At 41.6% G+C, this 24,268-nt stretch carries 20 protein-coding genes and 1 pseudogene; 13 read left to right on the top strand and 8 right to left on the bottom strand.

Going from position 1 to position 24,268, the window contains the following annotated elements:
• Positions 1-16: 16 nt before the first annotated feature.
• The gene (gnd, locus tag BGL89_RS18990; protein WP_286827079.1) at positions 17-1,444 is read right to left on the bottom strand and encodes a decarboxylating NADP(+)-dependent phosphogluconate dehydrogenase; all 1,428 of its coding nucleotides are present in this window, start codon (positions 1,442-1,444) and stop codon (positions 17-19) included.
• Between the two features lie 393 nt (positions 1,445-1,837).
• Between gnd and BGL89_RS18985 the strand changes: the two genes are divergently transcribed.
• The 3 genes from BGL89_RS18985 to BGL89_RS18975 all read left to right on the top strand — a co-directional run bounded on the left by BGL89_RS18985 (position 1,838) and on the right by BGL89_RS18975 (position 4,468).
• Positions 1,838-2,620: an MBL fold metallo-hydrolase gene (locus tag BGL89_RS18985; protein ID WP_286827078.1), complete on the top strand. Its 783-nt coding sequence runs from the start codon at positions 1,838-1,840 to the stop codon at positions 2,618-2,620.
• 308 nt (positions 2,621-2,928) lie between these two features.
• Positions 2,929-3,882 (top strand): DNA-methyltransferase, encoded by a 954-nt coding sequence (locus BGL89_RS18980; protein WP_024969612.1) that lies wholly within the window; start codon positions 2,929-2,931, stop codon positions 3,880-3,882.
• A 13-nt stretch (positions 3,883-3,895) separates the two neighbouring features.
• Positions 3,896-4,468 (top strand): BglII/BstYI family type II restriction endonuclease, encoded by a 573-nt coding sequence (locus tag BGL89_RS18975; protein WP_104397286.1) that lies wholly within the window; start codon positions 3,896-3,898, stop codon positions 4,466-4,468.
• A 149-nt stretch (positions 4,469-4,617) separates the two neighbouring features.
• Here the strand turns inward: BGL89_RS18975 and BGL89_RS18970 are convergent, their stop codons facing one another.
• From BGL89_RS18970 to BGL89_RS18950, 5 genes and pseudogenes are all read right to left on the bottom strand, one after another.
• A complete protein-coding gene (locus BGL89_RS18970) occupies positions 4,618-5,688 on the bottom strand; it encodes a glycosyltransferase family 4 protein (protein WP_286827077.1) in 1,071 nt (356 codons plus the stop codon).
• A gap of 16 nt (positions 5,689-5,704) precedes the next feature.
• The gene (locus tag BGL89_RS18965; protein ID WP_286827076.1) at positions 5,705-6,835 is read right to left on the bottom strand and encodes a glycosyltransferase family 4 protein; all 1,131 of its coding nucleotides are present in this window, start codon (positions 6,833-6,835) and stop codon (positions 5,705-5,707) included.
• Positions 6,836-7,030: 195 nt separating this feature from the next.
• The gene (locus BGL89_RS18960) at positions 7,031-8,371 is read right to left on the bottom strand and encodes an AAA-like domain-containing protein (protein WP_286827075.1); all 1,341 of its coding nucleotides are present in this window, start codon (positions 8,369-8,371) and stop codon (positions 7,031-7,033) included.
• 374 nt (positions 8,372-8,745) lie between these two features.
• A complete protein-coding gene (locus BGL89_RS18955) occupies positions 8,746-9,288 on the bottom strand; it encodes a peroxiredoxin (RefSeq protein WP_286827074.1) in 543 nt (180 codons plus the stop codon).
• A 209-nt stretch (positions 9,289-9,497) separates the two neighbouring features.
• A pseudogene (locus BGL89_RS18950) lies at positions 9,498-9,687 on the bottom strand (hypothetical protein).
• Between the two features lie 153 nt (positions 9,688-9,840).
• Here BGL89_RS18950 and BGL89_RS18945 point away from each other — a divergent pair.
• From BGL89_RS18945 to BGL89_RS18925, 5 genes are all read left to right on the top strand, one after another.
• The gene (locus tag BGL89_RS18945) at positions 9,841-12,075 is read left to right on the top strand and encodes an NB-ARC domain-containing protein (RefSeq protein WP_286827073.1); all 2,235 of its coding nucleotides are present in this window, start codon (positions 9,841-9,843) and stop codon (positions 12,073-12,075) included.
• On the top strand, positions 12,072-13,430 hold the full coding sequence (locus tag BGL89_RS18940) for a tetratricopeptide repeat protein (RefSeq protein ID WP_286827072.1): 1,359 nt from the start codon (positions 12,072-12,074) through the stop codon (positions 13,428-13,430). Before BGL89_RS18945 ends, BGL89_RS18940 begins: the two co-directional genes overlap by 4 nt.
• Before the next feature lie 42 nt (positions 13,431-13,472).
• Entirely contained in the window at positions 13,473-14,570 is a 1,098-nt protein-coding gene (locus tag BGL89_RS18935; RefSeq protein WP_286827071.1) for a hypothetical protein, read from the top strand.
• Positions 14,571-14,796: 226 nt separating this feature from the next.
• Positions 14,797-16,137, top strand: coding sequence for a 3-phosphoshikimate 1-carboxyvinyltransferase (gene aroA / locus BGL89_RS18930; protein WP_286827070.1), 1,341 nt, complete (start codon positions 14,797-14,799; stop codon positions 16,135-16,137).
• A gap of 433 nt (positions 16,138-16,570) precedes the next feature.
• Positions 16,571-18,310: an ABC transporter ATP-binding protein gene (locus BGL89_RS18925; RefSeq protein ID WP_286827069.1), complete on the top strand. Its 1,740-nt coding sequence runs from the start codon at positions 16,571-16,573 to the stop codon at positions 18,308-18,310.
• Between the two features lie 8 nt (positions 18,311-18,318).
• Here the strand turns inward: BGL89_RS18925 and purF are convergent, their stop codons facing one another.
• Both purF and purL read right to left on the bottom strand, forming a co-directional pair.
• Complete coding sequence (gene purF / locus BGL89_RS18920; RefSeq protein WP_286827068.1) at positions 18,319-19,782, bottom strand: amidophosphoribosyltransferase; 1,464 nt, start codon at positions 19,780-19,782, stop codon at positions 18,319-18,321.
• 163 nt (positions 19,783-19,945) lie between these two features.
• Positions 19,946-22,216, bottom strand: coding sequence for a phosphoribosylformylglycinamidine synthase subunit PurL (purL, locus tag BGL89_RS18915; protein ID WP_286827067.1), 2,271 nt, complete (start codon positions 22,214-22,216; stop codon positions 19,946-19,948).
• A gap of 149 nt (positions 22,217-22,365) precedes the next feature.
• Here purL and BGL89_RS18910 point away from each other — a divergent pair, with 149 nt between their 5' ends.
• From BGL89_RS18910 to BGL89_RS18890, 5 genes are all read left to right on the top strand, one after another.
• Positions 22,366-22,869, top strand: coding sequence for a DUF29 domain-containing protein (locus tag BGL89_RS18910; RefSeq protein WP_286827066.1), 504 nt, complete (start codon positions 22,366-22,368; stop codon positions 22,867-22,869).
• 40 nt (positions 22,870-22,909) lie between these two features.
• Positions 22,910-23,095: a hypothetical protein gene (locus BGL89_RS18905; RefSeq protein WP_159291351.1), complete on the top strand. Its 186-nt coding sequence runs from the start codon at positions 22,910-22,912 to the stop codon at positions 23,093-23,095.
• Positions 23,073-23,411, top strand: coding sequence for a type II toxin-antitoxin system PemK/MazF family toxin (locus BGL89_RS18900; RefSeq protein ID WP_286827065.1), 339 nt, complete (start codon positions 23,073-23,075; stop codon positions 23,409-23,411). Before BGL89_RS18905 ends, BGL89_RS18900 begins: the two co-directional genes overlap by 23 nt.
• A gap of 198 nt (positions 23,412-23,609) precedes the next feature.
• A complete protein-coding gene (locus BGL89_RS18895) occupies positions 23,610-23,936 on the top strand; it encodes a DUF433 domain-containing protein (protein ID WP_286827064.1) in 327 nt (108 codons plus the stop codon).
• Positions 23,937-23,939: 3 nt separating this feature from the next.
• Positions 23,940-24,257: a DUF5615 family PIN-like protein gene (locus tag BGL89_RS18890; RefSeq protein WP_286827063.1), complete on the top strand. Its 318-nt coding sequence runs from the start codon at positions 23,940-23,942 to the stop codon at positions 24,255-24,257.
• The last annotated feature ends 11 nt before the right edge of the window (positions 24,258-24,268 follow it).

Raw genomic sequence — 24,268 nt, 5'->3', positions numbered from 1 at the left:
CAGACCCTAGATAGCTTTACAATTCAGTCATCCATTCCGTATGGAAAAACTCACCTCTGGGTTTATCGGTACGTTCATAGGTATGAGCGCCAAAATAATCCCGTTGTGCTTGGGTGAGATTTTGCGGTAAATTGGCCCGACGATAACTATCAAAATAGTCCAAAGAAGAACTAAAAGCCGGGACGGGAATTCCCAACTTATTAGCCAAGACTAACACCTCACGCCATGCTTCTTGGCGATCGAGGATACTTTGCTTAAATTCCGGTGCTAACAACAAATTCGGCAGCCCCGGATTTTCCGCAAAAGCTTTGCGAATTTTATCCAAAAAACCGGCGCGAATAATACAGCCGCCCTTCCAAATCCGGGCCGATTCCGGCAGACTGATATTATAGTTAAACTCCTGAGAAGCTTTAGCGATTAAAGCCATACCCTGGGCATAGGAACACATTTTCGAGCAGTAAAGAGCATCACGCACTTTATCCACAAATAGTGCCGCATCCTCCGGATAGGTTTCCCCAGGTCCGGGTAACTCTTTTGCGGCTGCCACCCGTTCATCCTTATAAGCGGACATAACGCGAGCATTAACCGCAGCATAAATAGTCGGAATTGACACCCCCAACTCCAAGGAACTTAACACGGTCCAGCGTCCGGTTCCCTTTTGTCCCGCCGAATCCAGGATTAAATCTACCAAATGATGACCGGTTTCCGGGTCAACATACTTAAAGATATCGGCGGTAATTTCAATTAAATAAGAATTAAGCTCATCGGTGCGATTCCACTCGGCGAAAGTTTCCTGTAACTGCTGATTGCTTAGTCCTAGACCATTTTTCAGCACATCGTAGGCTTCCGCAATTAACTGCATATCGCCGTACTCGATGCCATTGTGAACCATTTTCACATAATGGCCCGCACCACCAGATCCCACATAGGTGACACAGGGACCATCATCGACTTGGGCGGCAATTTTGGTTAAAATCGGCTCTAATTCCCGATAGGCGAACTCTGTACCCCCCGGCATCAGGGAAGGACCGTGCAGAGCACCTTCTTCGCCACCACTGACCCCCATACCGACAAAACCGAGTTTAGTGGTCGATTCTAGGTCGCGGGTGCGTCTTTCTGTGTCCTCGTAGAGGGAGTTACCGCCATCGATAATCATATCTCCTTCTTCGAGAAGGGGTTTTAATTGTTCAATCACGGCATCCACCGGCGGGCCAGCTTTTACCATGACCAGAATTTTGCGGGGACGCTCTAAAATTTGGACGAATTCTTCTAAACTATAGGCCGCCTTGACATCCTTGCCGACGGCGCGAGTTTCCATAAATTCTTTAGTTTTGCTGGCGGTGCGATTGTAAACAGCGATAGGAAAACCCCGACTCTCCACATTGAGAGCGAGATTTTCTCCCATGACAGCTAGTCCGATAACACCGAAGGTACGTTTAGTCATAGAAATTCAGTCTCGGCTGATGCGTTCTTCCTCCCCTTTTAGCGCCTACTTTCCCTAAGATAGCTAAACTTTCCCTATTTCTTAAGCCTTGACTGATCAGTGATCAGTGATCAGTGATCAGTAATCAGTGATCAGTAATCAGATTTGGGTTTTCAGTGACCAGCATTGAGTGAGGAGTGTTACAGTGTTTCTCCTAAAGATGAAGTGTAACCTAATTTGCTATCGTCCCCAGACGACCAACTACTGTTGCCTGTTCCCTAAAACCAGAGACTTCGTACCTCACCATTAAGATAACTGCTATCAATGGCATTCACTGATGACTGAAAAACCCCCAACCCCAGAAAAATTAATGCTAATGTTAAATTAAATTAAGAAAATCCCCATTCTTCTTATATGCAGTTAACTTGGCTTGATAGTAATTCTTGGTTAATCGAAATCGGGGGAAAACGCCTGCTTCTCGATCCTTGGTTGGTAGGTTCCCTGACTTTTGGTAATTTAACTTGGCTATTTGAGGGCAAAAAAACCGCTAATCATGCCATTCCCGAACATATCGATCTGATTCTTCTCTCCCAAGGTTTAGAAGATCATGCTCATCCTCCTACTTTACAGGTACTCGATCGCCAAATTCCCGTGGTAGCTTCTCCGAATGCCGAAAAAGTCGTTAAATCCCTCAATTATACCCATCCCATCCCTTTAACCCACGGTTCTAGTTATATCTTTGACAATGCGATCAAAATTACTGCTGTCCCCGGTTCTCCAGTAGGGCCGACTCTGGTGGAAAATGGCTATATTATCAAGGAATTAGCGACCAATCAAACTATCTATTACGAACCCCACGGATATCACTCTCCTACCCTCGATTCTTTGGGTAAAATCGATGTGATTATCACTCCTTTGATTGACTTAAAAATACCTTTCCTCGGACCGGTAATCAAAGGACAAGAAAGCGCTTTAGCAGTCTGTCAACGCTTGCAGCCTCAATATATTATTTCTACGGCTGCCGGTGGTGATATTGAGTTTAAAGGTTTATTGATGGCGGTGTTAAGTGCTGGGGGTAGTCCCGAATCTTTTCAAGAATTATTAACATCCCATGCTTTGCCAACAAAAGTAATCGATCCTCGTCCTTGGCAACCTTTTACAGTGGAATTAGGCGAGTGCGTCCCCGGTTTAAGCTAATCTGAGTTAAGGGAAGAATAGGAAAAACACTGACTATTTCTTCCCGATTTTTATCTAAAAAAGTAGAATTTTTGTTATATCTTTGCTGGCTACAGATAACATTAATTGTTTGAAAAAACTGGCTCTCTTGAATATTGGATGTAAAATAGGGAGCATCCCCATTGTACTATGAGTAAGAATACTTGGTGCTTGCTGAATAACTGCGGTGGTAGATGGTAAAACTTCCAGTTTACACAGCCCGAAATCTTTGGGATTTTTAGTCCAGAAAACTATATAATTTAAAGTGGCTCTTCTCTGCTAAATTGTCTATGAATCAGTTGCCCTTATTTTCTCAGTCAAAATCAGTGCGAGACTTTTATCAACCTGATGCCGAAATAATTCTTTATCAAGGAGATAGCAATAATTTTATCAAGACTATACCAGATAATTCTGTGAGCTTGATTATTACTTCTCCTCCCTACAATTTAGGAAAAGACTACGAAAAAAAAATCTCTTTGGATACTTATCTGGAAACCCAAACCAAAATTATGCGAGAATTCTCTAGAATCTTGCAAGATAATGGCAGTATTTGCTGGCAGGTGGGAAATTTCGTTCAAGAGGGTGAAGTTTATCCTTTAGATATTTTTTATTATCAGCTATTTAAACAAATGGGTTTCTTTTTAAGAAATAGAATTGTCTGGCATTTTGGCCATGGATTACATACCTCTAAAAGATTTTCTGGCAGATATGAAACTATTTTATGGTTGACAAAAACCGATAAATATACCTTTAATCTTGATCCTGTGAGAATCCCCGCTAAATACCCTGGTAAGCGCCATTTTAAAGGTAAAAATATCGGTAAACCCTCTGGTAATCCTTTAGGGAAAAATCCCAGCGATGTTTGGGAGTTTTTAGCACAAGAATGGGATGAGTTACTATGGGATATTCCTAACGTTAAATCTAATCATCCAGAGAAAACTATCCATCCTTGTCAATATCCAATCGAATTAGTAGAAAGATGTGTTTTAGCCTTGACAAATGAGGGGGATTGGGTTTTTGATCCTTTTGCCGGGGTTGGAACTTCTCTGATTGCTAGTATTATGCACAATCGTCGAGTGATGGGGAGTGAAAAAGAAGCAGAATATGTGAAAATTGCCAGGGAAAGAATCGCCGCTTATTTGCAAGGAAATCTCAAAATTCGTCCTTTAGGAAAACCTATTCATCAGCCTACTGGCCAAGAAAAAGTCGCTCAAATTCCCGAAGAATGGCACAATAATATATAGGAAGGTAACAGCAATGATTATCGCTGGTATTTATTCATTTAATAACGGTCAAGAAGTTATTGAAAGTGAATACAGGAATGAATTAGAAGAAGTTAAGGATATTATCAGGGCGATTAATAGTGAGGATTGCAAAACAAAACGTAGTCAAGAAAAAACGATGGTAGACAGACTGCTTTACAGTCCCCGAGAACTTAATAATGTCTTCAAAGATGAATTTGAGCTAAGACAGTGGGAAAAATATAGAGTTCCTTGTAATTACCCAACTAAATATTATACGCCTGAATACATACAGAAACATTTATCTCAAAGAGCTGCATTTCGTGAAATGGATTTTATCAAAAGCAATGTGGGAGTTGAGGTGCAATTTGGTAAATATGCGTTTATGGTTTACAATGTGTGTGCAAAAATGACAATATTTCGGAATCTAAAAGTTATTAATGTTGGCATAGAAATTGTTCCAGTAAAATCATTTGCAGATGAAATGTCCACAGGAGTATCCTATTTTGAACAATTTGTCTGGGATTTGGAAAGCCGAGGAGTTTCTAATATCGATATTCCTGTTCTGATATTGGGTGTTGCAGAATAAAAGAGACTAGAAAATATGTAAAATTTTTGTCATTGTCACAAATTCTGGAAAGATGGGTTACGACGGATCGATCACTTATCCTTGAGTTTTAATGATTACTGCCGTCTAACCCATCCGACAATGATTGATAAGTTTTTTTGTCACCATTTTTAGAGAAAACTTTGCAGAATTGTGGCGGTTTCTTGACCAGTTTTTTCCCAACTAAAAAGCTCGGCGCGTTGACGACTGAGGGACTTTAATTTTAGGCGTAATTGTTCATCCATGGCGATTTGCTGCATTGCCTCTCTCATCTCATCGATACTATAGGGATTAATTAAAATTGCCGCCTCTCCTGTGACTTCCGGGAGAGAGGAAAGATTAGAAGTAATGACAGGAGTTCCACAGGCGATAGCTTCTAGTACAGGTAATCCGAAACCTTCCCAAAGAGAGGGATAAACTAAAGCAGTTGCTTGGTTTAAAAGTTGCGGCAATTCTTCATAGGAAACATAGTTTAAAAATTGCACTCGTTGAGAGATTGATAATGCTTCTACCTGTTGCTGTAGAGCCGGGGTAAAACGCGGGTCAAATTGACCGACAATTAATAATTGATATTCGGGGTCGATTTGGGAAAAAGCAGTAATTAAACGACCGAGATTTTTATGAGGATCATAACGACCAAGATAGAGAAAATAGGGACGAGTCGCCAGATTTAGAGGACGAAAATTGTGAGAATCATATCCAGAAAGAATCACGGTTATTTTGTCAAGAGGTATGTTAAAAAACTTATTAATATCCGAGGCAGTTGCTTGGGAAACAGCGATAATATGTGTGGCTTTTTTCAGGACTTGGGGTAAATAGTATTTATTATAAAAAGTTAGGGGAGAAAATTTCGGGAATCGCAGGGGAATTAAATCATGAACCGTGACAATATAGCGGCAATTTCCATAAATAGGTGCTTCGGGAATGGGGGTAAATAGCAGGGAAGATTTCAATTGTTGATAGGTTTGATAGAGTTGGGTTTCTGTCCAAATTAAGCGCTTAATATTGCCTTTGGTTCCCTGTTCTTGGGTGAGGTTTGCCGAGACAGGATAGGTGTTAAAATCTGGGTAACTATTAGAAGTGATAAGGGTAGGATTTAAGTTGGCTAATTGGGGAATGAGATTTTTAGTATAGGTAGTCAATCCAGTATATTTAGTACCCAGAAAAGCAAGATTGATTAATAATTGTTTATTTTTATTCATAGATATTGGCTAGTTATTATAAAAGAGAACGATAAGCTTTTATAGTAGCTTGTGCGGTTTTTTGCCAAGAGAATTTTGCCGCTTGTTTTTTTCCTTTCGTGATTAAGTCTTGACGGAGAGAGGTATCACTAATCACCTGATAGATTGCCGTGGCAATTTCTAGGGGATTATCGGGATTAATTAATATTGCCGAGTCTCCGGTGACTTCGGGTAAGGATGCAGTATTAGCAGTTACCACAGGACAACCTAAAGTCATCGCTTCTAAAACTGGTAATCCAAAACCTTCATAAAAAGAAGGATAGACAAAAACATCGGCTTTTTGATAATAATCCGCAACTAAGTCATCAGCAAGATAATCAAGATGTTGGATACTATCTCGAAAGGGAGACTGAGATATTTTATCGAAAATTGGTTGATACTTCCATCCTTTTTTGCCAATCAGAATCAGATTATGGTCTAATTTATACCTGTCCTTGAGATAATTAAAAGCATCGATAAGATTAATAATATTTTTTCTGGGTTCTAGGGTACTAACAAAGAGTAAATAGGGTTTAGTGATAGTTAGAGATGAGGGAAGATTTAGGGGAGAAGAATAACGACTTGCGAGGGGAGTAACAAAAATTTTCTCTGGGTTCACATCTAAATATTCAATAATATCTCGTTTGGTACTTGCAGAGTTAGCAATGACTAAATCTGTCCATTGTAGAGATTGTTTAATCCGTTGGGTGTAGGTTTTGACAATCCCCGTGACAAACTCAGGATATTTAATAAAAGTAACATCATGAATAGTCATAACTTTACGACTCTGACCACAAGGATACACCACATGATCCAATCCGTGGAGAATATCGGGAGAATCAAGAAAGTTTTCTAGATAGGGAATTAGAGGATTAGGAAATCGGGTTAATATATTGCTAAGACTGACGGGAATTGGTAAACATTTAACCTCTGGATAGGATTGCAGTTTTTCGGGTATAGAAAGATTACCCCGCAGCCAATTTTTTACCGACGGTTGAAAACAGAGGGACAGAGAAAAGTTTTCTTGGTTTTGTAATTTAGCTAATTCGGCAATCAGGTGATAAGCATATAATCCAATTCCACTAGGATTTTGTCTTATCGGTGTACCATCAACTAAAATTTTGAGCATTTGCGGTTAGATGAGATTGACGGGATAGATATTTTTAAAATTACAGATTCAATTGTCAATTTTGCTCGGTTAGGACAAGATTAAAATCGGCAACTTTCTGTTAATGTTAGAGTTTATGCCACTTCCGAACTACAATCTTTAGCAAGTTGAACAATCTTTAATCGCACCCGATGCTTATTGATGTCTAATTATCTACTAGAGACCGCTGCCGGTCTGTTCTTCTCGGAAGTAAAGCTGATATAATTGACAGCTAGGCTGGGCTAGATCGCCTTTTAACTGAATTAAACCCATACTTTCCAGTTTATAGGCAGTAATCGGTTCTAATCGCGCTCTCTTATCGGGAGAATTAACCACTGCCCCCATCGCTGTCAATAATTCCGGCTGTTTTTGCAGACTATCCCAGTGATGACGCAAGTGTGCCGCATAAATTCCCCCTTGGGTAGCAGCATTAGGGAGAATATTTTTTTCCCCGCGCACCCGCGCTTCCAGGGCCAAACGACTAAGATAGGGATGACCAGAGACTAAGGCAATTAAATCCCCGATAAAACGCTGATTATCCTCATTTTTAGGCAATCCGTAGCTACTGGCCAAGTTTTCCAGTTGTTCGAGACTAAAACCGGGTAATTTAATCGCACGACCGACATTAAAGGGAGATTGATTAGCGTCCAATTGAATATAGATTTCCGTGGAATTAGCAATCGCTAACCGCAAATTTTGCCAGATTTCCAAATTATTAGCTTCTTCGTGCCAACAGCGCAAAAGTGGCAGAAAATCCCTAGCGATGTCGGGATACTCGAAAATTCTGTCTAAATTATCTAGGGCCAAAAAAAGAGGCCCGTTAATCTGTTCCAAAAGATAGGACTGAAAATAGGTTTGACAACTGATTAAACTGCCAAATAGTTCCTCATCCCAATATTCATCTAATTGAGGCTTTAAACCCAATTCTCGGCTGACATTTGCCGAAAACCAGCGACAAAATCGGTCTAAACTGGCAAACATCGCCTTTTCTGCCACTTGACAATTAATATAAACTGTGCTATGTCCCCAACTATCTGCCTGAGCGAGCAGATGTTTAAGGAGAGAAGTTTTACCGGTCTTTTCGGGAGCTTTAATGCGAATAAGTGACCCCGGACGATTAATTTCTTGATAACAGTCGCTTTCGACGGGAGGGCGGCTAATATAAGTATCTATAACTGATTTTTCTGCTACTATCGGAGTGGGGTGATTTTTCCATTGAGGATATTTGAGATCTTTGAACCATTCTCGGAGGATTTGGAACTTACCCGGTCCTTTACTACCTAATTCTAGTTCGGGACAGCCATTATCTTTATCTGCCGAGAAATAGCTATAGATTTTAGTCATTTGTTTTTTATAGGTTTCATGGCTGGCGGCCTCAGCCATTTCCCAAATTTCCTCATCCGGTTTACGCCAATTTTCGTAGGCAAAACGAACTAAAAAAATCTCCTTTAATTTGCCTTGAACACCGTATTCTCTAGCTAGATGTTTAAGAAACTCGTCCCATCCCTGTGGTTTCATCCGGTTCTACTTTATTCTACTTATATTCTCTTTTTTTCCATGTTAACCCCTTTCTCCGTCTTGGCAATGGGACTGACATCCTAGAAGGAAAGCCCTATGCTAAAAATAGGTCAATTACCTGATGGTGTTTAAGGGAGTAAAGCCATGAAAATCTCGTTAACCTTGTTTGTTGTGGTCTCCTTGCTGTTAGGTTCAATTCCTCACACTTTAGCGGTTAATAGTCAAGATAACCATTTTGACCGTTCCTCTTCGCCGCTAATTTTACAAAACCGTGACTGTAAGGGTGATAAGGACGATGATTGCAATTAGTCCTGATTATCTCGGTTAAGGTTGTTAATCCCCCACCGATGAAAAAATCGTGGTCGGGATTTTTTTTATGAATTCGCCTGTAATTCCTCTAAACGTGCTAAAACTTCGGCACTGTGAATGGCAGGATTTACCCCTAAATAAATCTCTTTTAAAATCCCTTGGGTATCTATAAGATAGGTATGACGCAGGGAAACATAACCCATCCAAGAACCATAAGCTTTACTAACATCTCCAGTAGTATCTGCTAGTAAGGGAAATTTTAAACCCTCCGAGTCACAAAATTCCGCATGAGAATCGACATCATCGGCACTTACCCCTAAAATTTGCGTATTTTTAGCCATATATTTCGGCAAATCCTGCTGAAAACGCCGCGCTTCTAGGGTACAGCCCGGGGTAAAATCCTTGGGATAAAAATATAAAACTACCCACTTACCCCGATAATCCGATAGGGAAATATTGCCTTCTCCCGTGTTAGTCGGTAGGGTAAAATCGGGTGCCGGTTGATTTAAAGGGGGTTGGGGACCACCTAAAGCGTTAGCATCGGGAATAAAGGCAAAAAATGCCAGAATTACTGCAATTAAAAAACTCAACAGTTGACGACGAGACATAATCAGTTATCAGTTATCAGTTATCAGTTATCAGTTATCAGTTATCAGTTATTTTAGTAAAAAATCGTAGGGTTAGGGAACAATCGGTGGCTCTCTTATTCTTTGTGTGATAAGTTTAACTTATACAGGAGCGATCGATCTTTGTGTCCTTTCCCTCGTTCCTGTCACACCGGGAAAATCAACTGTCACCACATCTCCAGGGGAAAACGTCACCAATTAACCCCCTCCACATCAGAGAAAGTTTTGGCCGCATAGTTTAGGGAAAAATTGACAAGATCGATCTGATCCTCCTCAGTCCAGGTATCATTTTGATCGGTCGATGGTTGTTGTTGGCCGACAAGTTGATTGAGAATGATTGTGGCCAACCGCAAACGTTCCCCAGATGACAAGTGACAGCATGATAAAAAACTGATGACTGAATGCTTCTAGCTTAATATTCTTTACATAACTTGACAAGGAAAGGGCGAGGTAAAGGGGGAAAATAGATTGACACTTGCGAGGGATCAACTATAATGAATCTTATCATAACTATACGATGACTGGTAGTGGAGTATGGCTAAGAGAAGATTGGGCTTACTGAAGATTAACGGTGGGTGCGATGACTCTAATCGTAGGGGGGATGTTATCTTCGTTCATGGACTAGGGGATCATCCCATTACAGCTTGGTATCCCAACCCAGAAGAAATAAGAGACAAAGTTGATACAGAGCAATTTTGGAATCAAGAGTTACACGATCTCAACTTTTGGTTAAATTGGCTTGGTAAACATAGACCAGATTTAGGGATTTGGTCTTATGGATATGAAGCCATGCCTTTTAAAGAAAGTAGTGGTTTATCAATATTACCAATAGTCAAAGGTAAAATAGAGAGTTATACGGGAAAGGCTTCTCCCATCATAGATCAAGCAAGTGAGCTTTTAGAACTTTTGCGGCAAAGAGATATTTTGATCAAACCCAAAATTTTTGTTACTCATAGTTTAGGCGGTTTAATTGTCAAAGAGACACTTTATTTAGCTCATGATGATCTTAATAGTAATGACGAAATGAGGGAAATTATTGGACAAACCAAAGGAGTTGTTTTTTGTGCCACCCCTCATCAAGGTTCAGAGTTAGCTAATTTCAAGGAATTATTAGCTCAAATTGTAAGAACGTTTCGTCTTCTTGAAGAAAATGTGATTATTAGTGAACTTCGCTCAGATAATACTAACACCCAGTTATATAAATCAGGTAAATGGTATAGCGGTAATACAAAAACTTATGACATTGAAACAAAAGCCTTTTATGAAACCGAAGAAACAGAAATTCCTGCGATAGGAAAACGCTTAGTAGTGGATCGCTTCAGTAGTGATCCAAATGTTATAGGTGTTAGACCAACTGCCGTCAATGGAGCGGATCATTTTTCTATTGTTAAACCTCAAAGTGAGAATGACACGGTTTATATAGGGGTAAGAGAATTTATTGATAAATATTTACCCTGTCAAAAAAAAACTGAATACTCATCCATGAATATTAATCAGGAAGCTATAAAACTTTGGGAAGAAAAATTAAAGCATTTACAAATAGAAGAAGCTAAGGCTTCCGATTCAGAAAAAAGATTTACGATCAAACAAGCCATCAAAGAGTGTCAACAAAAAATTAGTGAATTAAAAGGAGAAAAAGTACAAGAAAATATAGAAAATGAAGATGAGCAAAAGTATCAGCTAGAACGAGCCAAAATTCCTAATCCCAATTATATTGAACTTTTAGGACGTGAACAAGAAATTGACAGAATCAAAGACGCTCTCAGTGACTCAAAAGGTAAACGCCTAGTGGGAATTACTGGACTGGGAGGGAATGGTAAGACCTCTCTGGCTATTGAAGTTGCCAGAGATTTCCGAGCAATGGGTTTTCGATATGTTGTCTGGCAAACCGCCTCAACAAAGTTCAATTCGACTCGTATGACTTTTGATTCAATTCTTGAAAATATTCCCAAGCAATTATTAGCTTCACTTAAAGACGATGTTAGCAACATGGATTCTCTTCTTGATTTGATAGGTTTAAAAGGTGAGATACGAGAAATCAAAACTAGAGAGTTATTATCTAGTCAGAGAGTTCTTTTAATTTTGGACAATATGGAAACTTCAGAATCTCAGAATGAAATTGCGGCGAGGCTTTCTTCAGTTTTAGGAAATAGTAAAGTTCTGTTTACCAGTCGCAACCGTTTTGATACTTTAGAGGTGGATGTTTGGGATTATTATTTACAAGGTTTGCAGGAAGAGGCATCAATCAAATTAATGAAGCAAGTTGCTCAGGAAAGAGACATTACTTTTTATTCTGATAATTCTGGAGAATTACTAAAATTTACTGGCAACAATAAAACTGGCTATTTACCCTTAGCGTTAAAATTAGTAACAGGTCAACTAAAAAACAAAACTATCGCAGAAATTGAACAAAGTTTATATAATGTTCGCCTAACAGAAGATGATGTTCAAGAAGATGATATGAACGTCTTTAAAAAATTTTGGTGGCGTATATTTTTCCCCTCTTTGAATATGTTATCTCCATCAGACTTGGATTTTATGTTATTTCTAGCATTGCTAAAAGAGCAAGAGGGAACTACCAACGATAGACTTTTATCTTTAACGCAACAAACACTAACAGAAGATCAGTTTTTTCAAGCTATTGATAATACTTGGCGTTTATGCTTCTTAGAAAGAGAGGAGTATTATGAACAGCGCTATTATTTACACGTTCTAACAAGTACGTTCTTTAACAAAATTCTAAACTATACAAGGAGAATAATTCAATGATAGAAAACAATGAACATGATATGCGTCAAGACTTGCAGGATTCACCACTTTTTGGTCATCTACAAAAGTCATCACAGAGATATTCTGATGTATTGACTGATGAAGAAAAGGAATTAATTGATCTTGAGCTTGAAGAAATGTTTACGCCTGAAGAATTACAAAAATTTAAACAAAAGCTAGAGTGGTTGTATAAAAGGTATCGTGAGGTTACTATGCCAACATATATTGGCAAATACAATGAGTTTACACTTGAAAATAATAACTATCTTGATCCCAAATTTTATCGAAAATCTCCTGAATTTTCTCCTGAAGATCGAAAAAATCTTGAAAATAACGCTTTTGACTTCTTTCAAACGGAGTTAAATAACATTAAACTAGCGATAAGCTATGCTAAGGAAGATGGACAATGGCAACGAATTGTTGAAATTTGTCAAAATTTACAAAGATTTCTCACAATTCGGACTTATTGGGAAGATTTAGAGGATATACTAAAAGAAGCAATATATGCCGCCAAGAACTCAGGAGAGCGTTTAACAGAAGCTTATTTAATTAATCAATTTGCTGAGTTACAACGTTTATTAGGAAAAGCCAAAGAGGGCTTAGATGAATGCGAAGAAAGTTTACATATTTTTCAAGAATTAAAAGATGAATATGGCGAGGCTAAGGCTTTATATACTTTAGGTTTTCTTAATCGTTCAATAGGAAATTGGAAAGAGTCTGCTGAAGCTTTGGAAAATTCAGTAAAACTTTTTAGAAAGATACAGGAAAGTCAAAATCTTGACATTAATGTAGAAGAATATATCGCCGAAGCCCTTGATGCTTTAGGATTAGTTTACCCCAATCTTGGAGAATTAGAGAGTGCAAAACAGGTTTTACAAGAGAGTCTTGAGCTTAAAGAAAAACTTAATAATCGCTTTGCATTAAGTAAAACAACCAACATTTTAGGCAAAGTTTATATCGAGCTTTATAACAGTCAGAAAAAAATTGAGTTTTTGCAAGAAGCACAAAAATTAATAAAATCCAGTTTGGAGATTAAAGAAGAGTTAAATGATCTTCAAGGACAAGGGACTTGTTTCAATGAACTCGGTAAAATTCAACGTCTAATGGGAAATTATGAGCAAGCACATGATTATTATCTTAAAAGTTTAAATTTTAAAAAGAAAGTATCATCAACGGGTGGTGGTCGTTCCGATAGACACGGAGAAGGGTTGACATATATGGAAATTGGTTTTTTATATCAAGAGCAAGGAAAAAAAGAAGAAGCACAAAACACTTTTCGGAAAGCTCTTGATTATTTAAACGTTTATTCACCCCAATATGAGGAGGTGTCTAAAATTCTTCGAGACAATCATTAGTCTGTCACTTTATTCTGATCTATCCAAATTTGAGGTTATTCAATGCAGCAAAAAAAATTAATGGTCATTGTTGATTCTATTGGTTTTAGTCTTCGCAGTATGCGTTCACAAAAAGACTATTTAGATTATCTTATTAATGATCAAAAACAAGACATTACAGTAGTTGTACTCGCTGATTCAGCTTTTAAAGAAGTAGCTATAGAAACTTTCTCTCGAACAGGTGCTAAAGTTTATTTTGAAGATTATAACGATAGTATTTCCAACGATGAAATGATTAATAAAATTGCCAATAAATACAATATTTTAATTTACAATATTGTTACCGAGCGTCATGCTGTAGATTTTTTGCGTCATAATTTAGGAGATAGTTACCCAACTGTCAAAGACAACGAAGGGATAGCTCATCCTGTTCCTAATAAATCTTGTCTTTTCGCTTCAGAAAAAACGATTGAAAAAGTTACGAAAAAACTTTTTTATGTTGCTCAATTAGCCAGAGATAATACGAATTGTCAAGAGGCTAAAGTTATCTTTTTACCCTTTTCAGGTTTAAAGACTTTTGGGACAGACTATGGTACAAATGACAGCGAAAAACAGAAAATTTCAGAATATATGTCTTTCCCCTTTGAAGATAGTATTCCTGCCATTGGCAAGATTCAAAAAGAATTAAAAGAACATAATATCATCGTTATTCCTATTATTATCCAATACGGAAATCTTGAAGAAATCCATCGGAAAGTTATTGAAATTAGCAAACAACATAATTTAAATCCTCTCCCTACATCTTTAGATATTGACTGGAATAGAGATTTTGGCTCACAAGTTGGCTTTTTTAATGCAATCAATCAATGGTCAGAAAAAACAGGTTTGCCAAATATAGCCATTGTGCATGGAAGTAGTTCTCTTCATTTAGTAGAAGAATGTGCAGATCCTCAAAGAATAATCGCTTTTTATGCAACTCACACAGAAAAACTGAACATAGAGGACGATGGCAGAATCTATCATTTAGCCGTAGCAGAAGCCAGTGGAGGTTGGTTAAGAGCTGTTCAACCTTTAACCCCCTATTCTCATAACTATAAACAAGTAGCTCAACAAATTACTGAACAGGCCCTACTACTTATTCAATCCTGGATTGATGGATAAATTTGCTTGAGCTTGATTCGAGCCTCCTTTGCGCTAAATCGCCAATCTACCCAAGTAATTATTGTGGCCAACCGCAAACGTTCCCCAGATGATAAGTGACAGACCACCATGATAAAAAACTGATGACTGAATGCTTCTAGCTTAATATTCTTTACATAACTTGACAAGGAAAGGGCGAGGTAAAGGGGGAAAATAGATCGAGCTTGTCTTCATCTGCCTAACGATCATGTCTATTGTCACCCTTAACCCCCTTCAATCCCATCAAGATTTAGTCATTGATCCAGCCAAAATCACGGGATTACGGGGAAAAATCACTATCCCCGGCGATAAATCTATATCCCATCGCTCCCTGATGTTAGGAGCGATCGCCGAAGGTGAAACCGTCATTCATGGGTTATTATTGGGCGAAGATCCCCGCAGTACCGCTAGTTGTTTTCGCTGCATGGGTGTGGAAATTTCCCAACTCAACAGCGAGAAAGTGATCGTCAAAGGTAGGGGTTTAGGCAATCTTGAGGAACCCCTAGAAATCCTCGATGCGGGCAATTCTGGCACGACGATCCGCTTAATGTTAGGATTATTGGCCGGTCATCGGGACCGTTTTTTTGTCGTTACCGGTGATGCTTCCCTGCGATCGCGTCCCATGTCCAGGGTGGTGAAACCCCTAAGGGAAATGGGGGCGCAAATTTGGGGCAGAAAAGCCAATTCTTTGGCCCCTTTAGCCGTTTCTGGGCAATCTCTGCAACCGATCCACTACTATTCTCCCGTTGCTTCTGCACAGGTGAAATCCTGTCTTCTCCTCGCAGGACTGTTAACGGAGGGGAAAACCACGATCACGGAACCCGCTTTATCTCGCGATCACAGTGAACGGATGCTGCGCGCTTTTGGGGCAAATATTGAGGTGGATGGGGAGACTAATAGCGTCACGGTGACGGGTTATCCCACTTTAACCGGACAAACGGTGATTGTACCGGGGGATATCAGTTCGGCAGCCTTTTGGTTGGTAGCGGGGGCAATTGTGCCTAATTCCGAGTTATTAATCGAAAATGTGGGCATAAACCCGACTAGAACTGGAGTTTTACAGGTTTTACAGGCAATGGGAGCAGATATCACCCTCGAAAATCCACGGGTGGTGACGGGGGAACCGGTGGCGGATCTGCGGGTGAAATCCAGTCCACTACAGGCAACCACGATCGCTGGTGAGATTATACCCCGTCTGATCGATGAAATTCCGATTTTGGCAGTAGCGGCGGTTTTTGCCCAAGGAACGACGATTATCAAGGATGCCGAGGAATTACGGGTGAAGGAAAGCGATCGCCTGACAGTGATGGCCACCCAACTTGATCGCCTAGGGGCAAAAGTAAGGGAATTACCCGATGGTTTAGAGATTACCGGCGGTACAGGCCTATTCGGCACGGAAGTGGACAGTTTTACCGATCATCGCATTGCTATGAGTCTAGCGATCGCTGCCCTCAATTCCCGTCAACCCACCACTATCCATCGCGCTGAAGCGGCCGGCATTTCTTACCCTGATTTTGTTAGCACCTTAAAGCAAATTTGTCAAGAGTAAAAATATTAAGTTTTTCTGCGAGCGGGCGAGCGGTAACTGGTACAATTGCAGAAATACCGAAAATCAGCAATTATCGAAAAACTAATGCGCGGGGGGTTTGGGGGCGGCGCCACGCCCCCAACGGGGGGTTTGGGGGGTAGAACCCCCCAAAGGCTTGGATTGAGTGGTAAAATCGGAAGCAATGACCAATTTTAGAAGATAGTTTCCCTTTAAAAATCCCAACTCAGTAGATTTACAAAAATGAGATGCAGCCTTTAAATACGTCTTAGCTTAAATCTTCTGATAGTTTTAAAATTGACAGAGTAGTGGGCCACCTGTGTGATAATCAAGTTCATCGGTCGAGGTAGCGAAAAATAGAAGCGTCCCTAATTCAAATTTTCCATAAAAACATCTCCCTATCTACCCCACTCCCGTCTTCTATTCCCCACCGATAATGGAAATCATCGCCCAATTAGAGAAAGTTTCCTATATTTATCCCGAATCCTCCAATCTTGTGCTGAAAAATATCTCTTTAGCAATTCATCGAGGAGAATTTTTAGGTATTATCGGGCCCACAGGTGCGGGAAAAACTACTCTCTGTTTAACTCTTAACGGTATTGTCCCCCAATTTTACGGAGGGCGTTTTTTTGGTTATGCAACAGTAGCAGGTTTAGACACTTTAACCCATCCGGTTAGCACCTTGGCCCGCTATGTGGGGGCAGTATTTGAAGATCCCGAAACGCAACTTTTAGCCACTTCTATAGAAAATGAAATCGCTTTTACCTTAGAAAATTTAAGGCTACCGCGAGAGGAAATTAAAGCGCGCATTCCCAAAGTTTTAGCGGCAGTCCGGTTAGAGGGAATGGAAAAAAAATCGCCGGGGGAACTATCGGGAGGACAAAAACAACGATTAGCGATCGCCGCTGCCCTCGCAGTTCAGCCCGCTTTGTTAATTCTCGATGAACCCACCTCCCAACTGGATCCGGTGGGATCCCAAGAAGTTTTCGCCACCATTAAGGAATTAAATCGCCATCTCGGTGTCACTATTGTCATGGTCTCCCACGCGGCCGAGGAAATGGCCGAATATGCCGATCGCCTTGTACTATTAAGGGAAGGTGCGATCGAAGCTATGGGAACCCCAGCAGAGATTTACTCCCAAGTACAACGTTTACAGGAAAATGCCCTGCGTCCCCCGCAAGTGGCCACTACTTTTGCTTTGATCGAGCAAAACATCGGGGCGCTCGCAACACGCTCGCTACGCGAGATCGAATCAATTCCTGTCACCCTAGACCGCGGTTTTGCCCGTTTAAACGAGCTTAAATCCTTTTACCATCAGATAACCCCAACCCCTCCCTTATCGTCGGTTTCTGACCCCTTAAACCCCATACTGAGGGTAAAAAATCTCTGCCATACCTATCCCGATGGTACTACCGCCTTGCGGGATGTGTCCCTCGATATTGCCGAAGGGGAATATCTGCTGATTATCGGTCAAAATGGGGCGGGAAAAAGCACTTTAGTCAAGCATTTTCTCAATCTTCTCTCGGCGACCACCGGTCAAGTTATGATTGATGGACGTTCGATCGATAGCTTTTCTGTCAGTGATTTAGCCCGTTTGATCGGTTATGTAGCCCAAAATCCCGATAATCAGATTTTTAACACCACTGTCGAGAAAGAAGTATCATTTGCCCCGACTAATCTCGGTTATCCTCCAGAAATCGTTACCCAACGCACGAAAGCAAGTCTAGAAGCCATGGGATTGCTAGAATATCGATCCTATCATCCTCTCTCCTTACCGAAAGGCGATCGAGCGCGGGTAGTGATTGCGGCAATTTTAGCCATGGAACCGCGCATAGTTGTGTTTGATGAACCGACCACCGGCCAAGATTACCAAGGGGCTAAGGCAATTTTAGAGGTGAGTCGTCAATTACACCAGATGGGCAAAACGGTGATTGTTATCACCCATCACCTCTATTTAATGCCAGAATACGCCGAAAGAGTAATTATTATGGGTCAAGGAACTATCCTTTTAGATGCCCCAATCCGGCAAGCTTATCATCAAACCGCTCTCTTAGCCAAAACCTATCTAACTCCACCCCAAGCAGTTTTATTAGCACAAAAATTAGGACAACTTTCCAGTTATCCTAATTCTCTTTTAACTCCCCAGGAAATTGCCGATTGTTTTCAGAGGATTTAGCAGTGGGGTTATTTAACTTTTTCTAAGATCAACTTCGAGCGCTTAACATTATCGGGTACAGGAATCGGATAATCACCATTAAAACAGGCAGTACAGAAGGTTTTCGGGTCTTCCTTCGTTGCTGTTAACATGGCATCATGACTGAGATAAGCTAAACTATCCACCCCGATTTGTGCCTGAATTTCCGCCACCGATTTAGTTGCCGCAATTAATTGCTCTTGGTTATCCGTATCAATACCATAAAAACAAGGATGAGTCACCGGAGGAGAAGATATTCTCATGTGAACTTCTCTTGCACCAGCATCGCGTAAAGCTTTAACTAATTTCCGGCTAGTGGTTCCCCGCACGATCGAATCATCAACAATAATAACTCTTTTTCCCTGTAAAACATCCTTTAAAGGATTCAATTTCATCTTAATTCCCGACTCTCTCATGTGTTGGGTTGGTTGAATAAAAGTCCGTCCCACATAACGATTTTTAATCAATCCTTCCGCGTAGGGAATATCAGAAATGCGCGAAAATCCGATCGCAGCTGGAATACCAGAATCGGGAACTCCCATCACCATATCCGCTTCTACCGGCGACTCTTTGGCTAATTGTTCCCCCAAACGTACCCGATAAGTATATAAAGATTCCTCGTGAACAATGCTATCGGGACGAGCAAAATAAATCATCTCGAAAACGCATAATTTTTTCTCCGGTTTCATGGCCCAATCCACTGAAGATAAGCCATCTTCACTAATCCAAACTAATTCCCCCGGCTGCACATCCCGCAGATAATCGGCCCCGATAATATCTAATCCGCAGGTTTCCGAAGCTAAAACATAACGGGGGGGATTGCCTTCTTCTTGCAAAACCCCAATTACTAACGGTCTGACACCATTGGGATCCCGCACCCCGATAATTCCCGTCGGTGTGCCGATAACAAGGCTGTAAGCCCCGCTACAATAGCTAAAGGCATCGATCGCCGCTTGTATCCAATCCTTGCCACTATCCACTTCCTGTCCGATAGCGACGGCGATCATTTCCGAGTCGGTGGTGGTGCCGAAATCACAACCGCGCTTTTCTAATACATTTCTTAACTCAAAAGTATTGACTAAATTGCCATTATGTGCTAGGGAAAGTTTACCTAAACGGGTTTCGATCACAGCAGGTTGGGCATTGGCGCGACGGCTAGAACCAGTGGTAGAGTAACGAGTATGACCGACAGCGTGAGTACCGGGCAAGGTTTTAAGGACAGTTTCGCTAAAAACTTGGGAAACTAAGCCCATTTCTTTGTAACAATGCACCGTTTCCCCGTCGTAGGTGGCAATACCTGCCGATTCCTGTCCTCGGTGTTGCAGGGCATAGAGTCCAAAATAGGTCAGTTTTGCTACTTCTTCCTCAGGGGCATAGAGTCCAAAAACTCCACAGGCTTCTTCAGGCTTATCGACGCGGTTCAGGGATAGGGATGAGTCGGGATGGCTAAACATGAGAGGGTTGGGGCTGCAGAATACTTTGGTAACAAAATCTTACCCGATCTTAATCTTCTTTTAACGATTTATTGATCAGCTATCAGCCTTTATTTATCGATATAATTAGCCATTTTTCTAGTTATTATCGCTCTTATCTAGCTGACGGCTGATGGCTTGAAGATTACAGTCTTCTTTCGATCGCTTTTGACCAAACTTGCTGTATAGTTTCTAGACTAACATCGATCGCCGGTTGTTTATCCCGGTCAAAAATCCGAATATTATCGCTTTTTTCGCTAACTTTGCCGGTTATTTGCCAATAGTCTCTTAATTGTGTCTTTAGATATTCTTCCCAATCTTGCTGATTTTCGGAGGAAACGGAGACGATAATGCAACTAGCTAATTCTCCGAATAACACCGCGTCAAAACGGCCTTGATTGTGCCAAGAAAGGTCAATTTCCGCCCCTAATTGGCCACTAATACAGCATTCTGCCAAAGCAGTGGCTAAACCTCCCTCCGCGCAATCGTGGGCAGATTTCACCCAACCGGCGCGAATTCCCCGACGACAGGCCGCTTGTACCTTTCTTTCTAATTCAAAATCAATTACCGGCGGTTTTCCCGTCACCAAACCGTGAATAACGGCTAAATATTCGGAAGCGCCGATAGTTGGCAAGGAAAAACCCAAAAGATAGATTAAATCCCCCGCTTTTTGCCAACCTTGACCGCAAATTTCCCCTATATCCGGCACTAATCCCACCATCCCAATCACGGGAGTCGGATAAATAGACTGGGGGCTGCCAGCTGCATCAACGGTTTCGTTGTACAAAGAGACATTACCCCCAGTCACTGGTGTATTCATTTCCCGACAAGCTTCGGCAATACCCTGACAAGCACTGGCTAATTGCCAATAACCGATTGAATTCTCTGGACTGCCGAAATTGAGATTATCCGTGACAGCAATAGGGTCAGCACCAACACAGCTAAGGTTTCTGGCCGCTTCTGCCACGGCCAACTTAGCCCCGTTATAGGGATCAAGATAAACGTATCGCGGATTACAATCTGTAGTCGCCGCTACACCGCGCCGAGAATTTGCGGGATTAGCACCCAGAGGACGCACGCGAATCACGGCCGCATCGGCTCCCCCGGGGAGAATAACGGTGTTATTCTGGACTTGATGATCATATTGACGATAAACCCAGCGTTTTGAGGCAATCGAGGGACTATCGAGCAGTTTTAATAAAATCTCGTTATAGGATTCGGGAATAGGAATCGTGCTATCTTGCCATAATTGAGCTTTTTGGGCGTATTCTGGCGGTTCTGTTAGTAATTCCCGATGATAAATCGGAGTGTTATCCGCTAGGGCCGTGGCAGGAATTTCGGCGGCAATTTCCCCTTTAAATAATATACGGACGATCGGTTCAGCGATAACAGTGCCAGCGACCACAGCCTGAAGTCCCCAACGATGGAAAATCTCGATTAATTCGCCTTCTCGTCCCGATGCTGCCACAAATAACATTCTTTCTTGGGATTCCGATAGCAGATATTCGTAGGGAACCATCCCGGTTTCCCGGACGGGGATTTTATCGAGGTCTAATTCAATTCCCACCCCTCCCTTGGCCGCCATCTCGGAAGTAGAACAGGTGATCCCTGCGGCCCCCATATCCTGGGCCGCCACCACCGCGCCGGTCTTAAATGCCTCTAAACAAGCTTCTATCAGGGATTTTTCCAGAAAAGGGTCGCCCACTTGCACCGCGGGCCGGTCATCCATAGATTTATCGGTTAATTCGGCGCTGGCAAAACTCGCCCCTCCCATACCGTCGCGGCCGGTGGTAGAACCAACGTATAAAACCGGATTTCCCAGGCCTTTTGCCCCAGATTTGACGATTTCTTCGGTTTCCATTAGCCCTAAAGCCATGGCATTAACCAGAGGATTGCCATTGTAGGCATTATCGAAGTATATCTCACCGCCCACCGTGGGAACGCCGACACTATTGCCATAATGACTTATCCCTTCCACGACTCCGGCAAAAATGCGACGATTGCGGGCATCTTCCAAGTTACCAAAACGGAGGGAGTTGAGGATAGCAATGGGACGCGCCCCCATGGTAAAAATATCCCGCAGGATGCCTCCGACTCCGGTAGCGGCACCTTGAAAGGGTTCCACCGCAGAAGGATGATTATGGGACTCGATTTTAAAGGCTAATCGCAATCCATCGCCTAAATCCACTACTCCGGCATTTTCTCCGGGACCGACGAGAATTTTTTCGCCGGTGGTGGGGAATTGTTTAAGCAGCGGCCGGGAGTTTTTATAACAGCAGTGTTCTGACCACATCACGCCAAACATTCCTAATTCGGCTTTGTTGGGGTGTCTTCCCAGTCTTTTGACTATGTCTTCGTATTCTTCGGGTTTGATGCCTTCTGAGGCAATTTCTGCGGCAGTGAAGGGGGTAGTCATGGGACAATGCGATCGAGGGACAAGATTTATTGTATAACGTCTGATCAGATCGAGTTATAATATTTAGTAAAAGATAAAAAAGTTAAAAGGGTTTGCGCTAGTTAAAGTTAAGCTAAAGAAATAGTTTTATTAGGAGTTGGAACGAAACTATGGCAGTAGAAACAGCTTTATCAATGAAAGCATTATACGATCAGGATTTTGTTCTTTGGGCTTCCAAAACCGCCGAACTTTTAAAGCTAAAAAAGTTTGATGACGTGGACTGGGAAAATCTGATCGAGGAAGTCGAGTGCATGGGTAAAAGTGACAGAAGGGCTGTAGAGAGTTTATTAACTAGGCTGATCGAACACCTGTTTAAGTTAGCTTATCACAAATCGGAACGGGAGCGAGAACGCAACGTCTGTCACTGGGTAGGAGAAATTGCCAGTTTCCGAACTCAACTGGGAGAGTGGCTAGAAACCATCACTCTCAGCAACCACGCACGGGATTATTTTCAAAAAGCCTACTCAAACGCTCGAAAAACCCTAATACAAGCGAAAGCAGTCACTCGCGACGCGATTCCTGTCGAGCCTCCTTTCTCCCTCGAACAGGTATTAGACGGGGAGTGGTTCCCGATTGATATCGATCATTACTTTGACGATTTTCCTTTTACTTAGACCGTGTTATCCTGATAATATTGGCTTTCAAAACTGAAATATGGATGCCCTGATTCAAGAACTGGAAATTAAACTGCGTCAATGGCAACCGGCAACTGTTGAACAGGTGCGACGTTATCTTGTCGAGATTATCGAATTAGCAGACCAAGACGCGTTAGAACTTCTCCGTTCTAGATTGGTTGAGCAGGAGGTATTAGATATAATTGACGAACCCGAAACCCGGTGAAGTGTGGCTAGTTGATTTAGGACTGGCTGCCAAAACGCGACCTGTTGTAATAGTATCTCGTCTTGACCCCAACCCACCAATGGCCTTAGTTCTCTACATCCCTATAACCACACAAAATCGGGGTACTAACTACGAGGTGGAATTGTCTGCGGTGAGGTTTCTACGAACAGGTTCGGTAGCAAATATACAAGGATTAGGTTCTATTTCATCGGTGAGACTGGAACGAAAACTGGGCGAACTTACCGAGGAAAATATGCGTAAAATTAAACAAGCTTTGCTATTTGCTCTGGATTTGATGGAGACTTCCCACGAATAATTAAATTAAGAAAAATAATAGGATATTTGTATCAACGGCGTTCATGTAAGATATCCCGTGTAAATCTAGGAGCATTGGGGGGAATCGGGTTTTGTTGCATTCGCTCCACGATTTGCCTTAAGTGGGAGTTTTTAAACCCAAATTTTCTAGTAAAATGATTAAGGATAATTGGCCCAAACTGTATGGGGATTTAAGCCTGTGATCATCAAAGAGTTAGAAGAGCAACTTCTTGCCCTCAAACCTAGCGAAAAAGTGCAGGTAATCCAGTTACTCGCTCAAAGTCTTGGTGGTAATTGGCAGGGAATTGAGAAAACGCCTAAAGTTTGCGGCGGACAAGCCTGCATTGCCAATACAAGAATTCCAGTTTGGGTGTTAGTAGAAGCTCGTCGTCTTGGTTATAGTGATGCTGATTTATTAACAAGTTATCCGACTATTAAGGCTACGGATTTAGCCAATGCTTGGGTATATGCGGCAGCTCATGAAGAGGAGATTGATTTACTCATTGAGCAGAATGAGGCAGTTTAGGGGATGGCACGTTTTTATGCAGATGAGCAGTTTCCCTTGCCGGTTGTGGAATTGTTGAGAAATTTGGGCCATGATGTTTTGACGGTGCAAGAAGCGGGAAATGCTAATCAACGGATACCTGACGAGCAGGTGTTGGCGTTTGCTGTCAGTCAAGAGCGAGCCATTTTGACGATCAATAGAATTGATTTTATCCGTTTGCATCGTCGTGACGATCAGCATTTCGGGATTGTGGTTTGTACGATTGACATCCTCGCCGCCGTAAAACGGACGGCGATTCCTCACCACGCCACTTTTTTAGAATGGTCGCGTCAATGGGGTTGACGCTTCACGGG

The sequence above is a fragment of the Microcystis sp. LSC13-02 genome (assembly GCA_002282935.1).
Lineage (GTDB): Bacteria > Cyanobacteriota > Cyanobacteriia > Cyanobacteriales > Microcystaceae > Microcystis.
The sequence above is the reverse complement of the archived record's forward strand: the minus strand, read 5'-3'. Positions and strand labels throughout refer to the sequence as shown.

Excerpts from the sequence above, each read along its gene's own strand:
- gnd (WP_286827079.1), bottom strand. The coding sequence starts at position 1,444 with ATGACTAAACGTACCTTCGGTGTTATCGGACTAGCTGTCATGGGAGAA.
- BGL89_RS18985 (WP_286827078.1), top strand. The coding sequence starts at position 1,838 with ATGCAGTTAACTTGGCTTGATAGTAATTCTTGGTTAATCGAAATCGGG.
- BGL89_RS18980 (WP_024969612.1), top strand. The coding sequence starts at position 2,929 with ATGAATCAGTTGCCCTTATTTTCTCAGTCAAAATCAGTGCGAGACTTT.
- BGL89_RS18975 (WP_104397286.1), top strand. The coding sequence starts at position 3,896 with ATGATTATCGCTGGTATTTATTCATTTAATAACGGTCAAGAAGTTATT.
- BGL89_RS18970 (WP_286827077.1), bottom strand. The coding sequence starts at position 5,688 with ATGAATAAAAATAAACAATTATTAATCAATCTTGCTTTTCTGGGTACT.
- BGL89_RS18965 (WP_286827076.1), bottom strand. The coding sequence starts at position 6,835 with ATGCTCAAAATTTTAGTTGATGGTACACCGATAAGACAAAATCCTAGT.
- BGL89_RS18960 (WP_286827075.1), bottom strand. The coding sequence starts at position 8,371 with ATGAAACCACAGGGATGGGACGAGTTTCTTAAACATCTAGCTAGAGAA.
- BGL89_RS18955 (WP_286827074.1), bottom strand. The coding sequence starts at position 9,288 with ATGTCTCGTCGTCAACTGTTGAGTTTTTTAATTGCAGTAATTCTGGCA.
- BGL89_RS18945 (WP_286827073.1), top strand. The coding sequence starts at position 9,841 with ATGGCTAAGAGAAGATTGGGCTTACTGAAGATTAACGGTGGGTGCGAT.
- BGL89_RS18940 (WP_286827072.1), top strand. The coding sequence starts at position 12,072 with ATGATAGAAAACAATGAACATGATATGCGTCAAGACTTGCAGGATTCA.
- BGL89_RS18935 (WP_286827071.1), top strand. The coding sequence starts at position 13,473 with ATGCAGCAAAAAAAATTAATGGTCATTGTTGATTCTATTGGTTTTAGT.
- aroA (WP_286827070.1), top strand. The coding sequence starts at position 14,797 with ATGTCTATTGTCACCCTTAACCCCCTTCAATCCCATCAAGATTTAGTC.
- BGL89_RS18925 (WP_286827069.1), top strand. The coding sequence starts at position 16,571 with ATGGAAATCATCGCCCAATTAGAGAAAGTTTCCTATATTTATCCCGAA.
- purF (WP_286827068.1), bottom strand. The coding sequence starts at position 19,782 with ATGTTTAGCCATCCCGACTCATCCCTATCCCTGAACCGCGTCGATAAG.
- purL (WP_286827067.1), bottom strand. The coding sequence starts at position 22,216 with ATGACTACCCCCTTCACTGCCGCAGAAATTGCCTCAGAAGGCATCAAA.
- BGL89_RS18910 (WP_286827066.1), top strand. The coding sequence starts at position 22,366 with ATGGCAGTAGAAACAGCTTTATCAATGAAAGCATTATACGATCAGGAT.
- BGL89_RS18905 (WP_159291351.1), top strand. The coding sequence starts at position 22,910 with ATGGATGCCCTGATTCAAGAACTGGAAATTAAACTGCGTCAATGGCAA.
- BGL89_RS18890 (WP_286827063.1), top strand. The coding sequence starts at position 23,940 with ATGGCACGTTTTTATGCAGATGAGCAGTTTCCCTTGCCGGTTGTGGAA.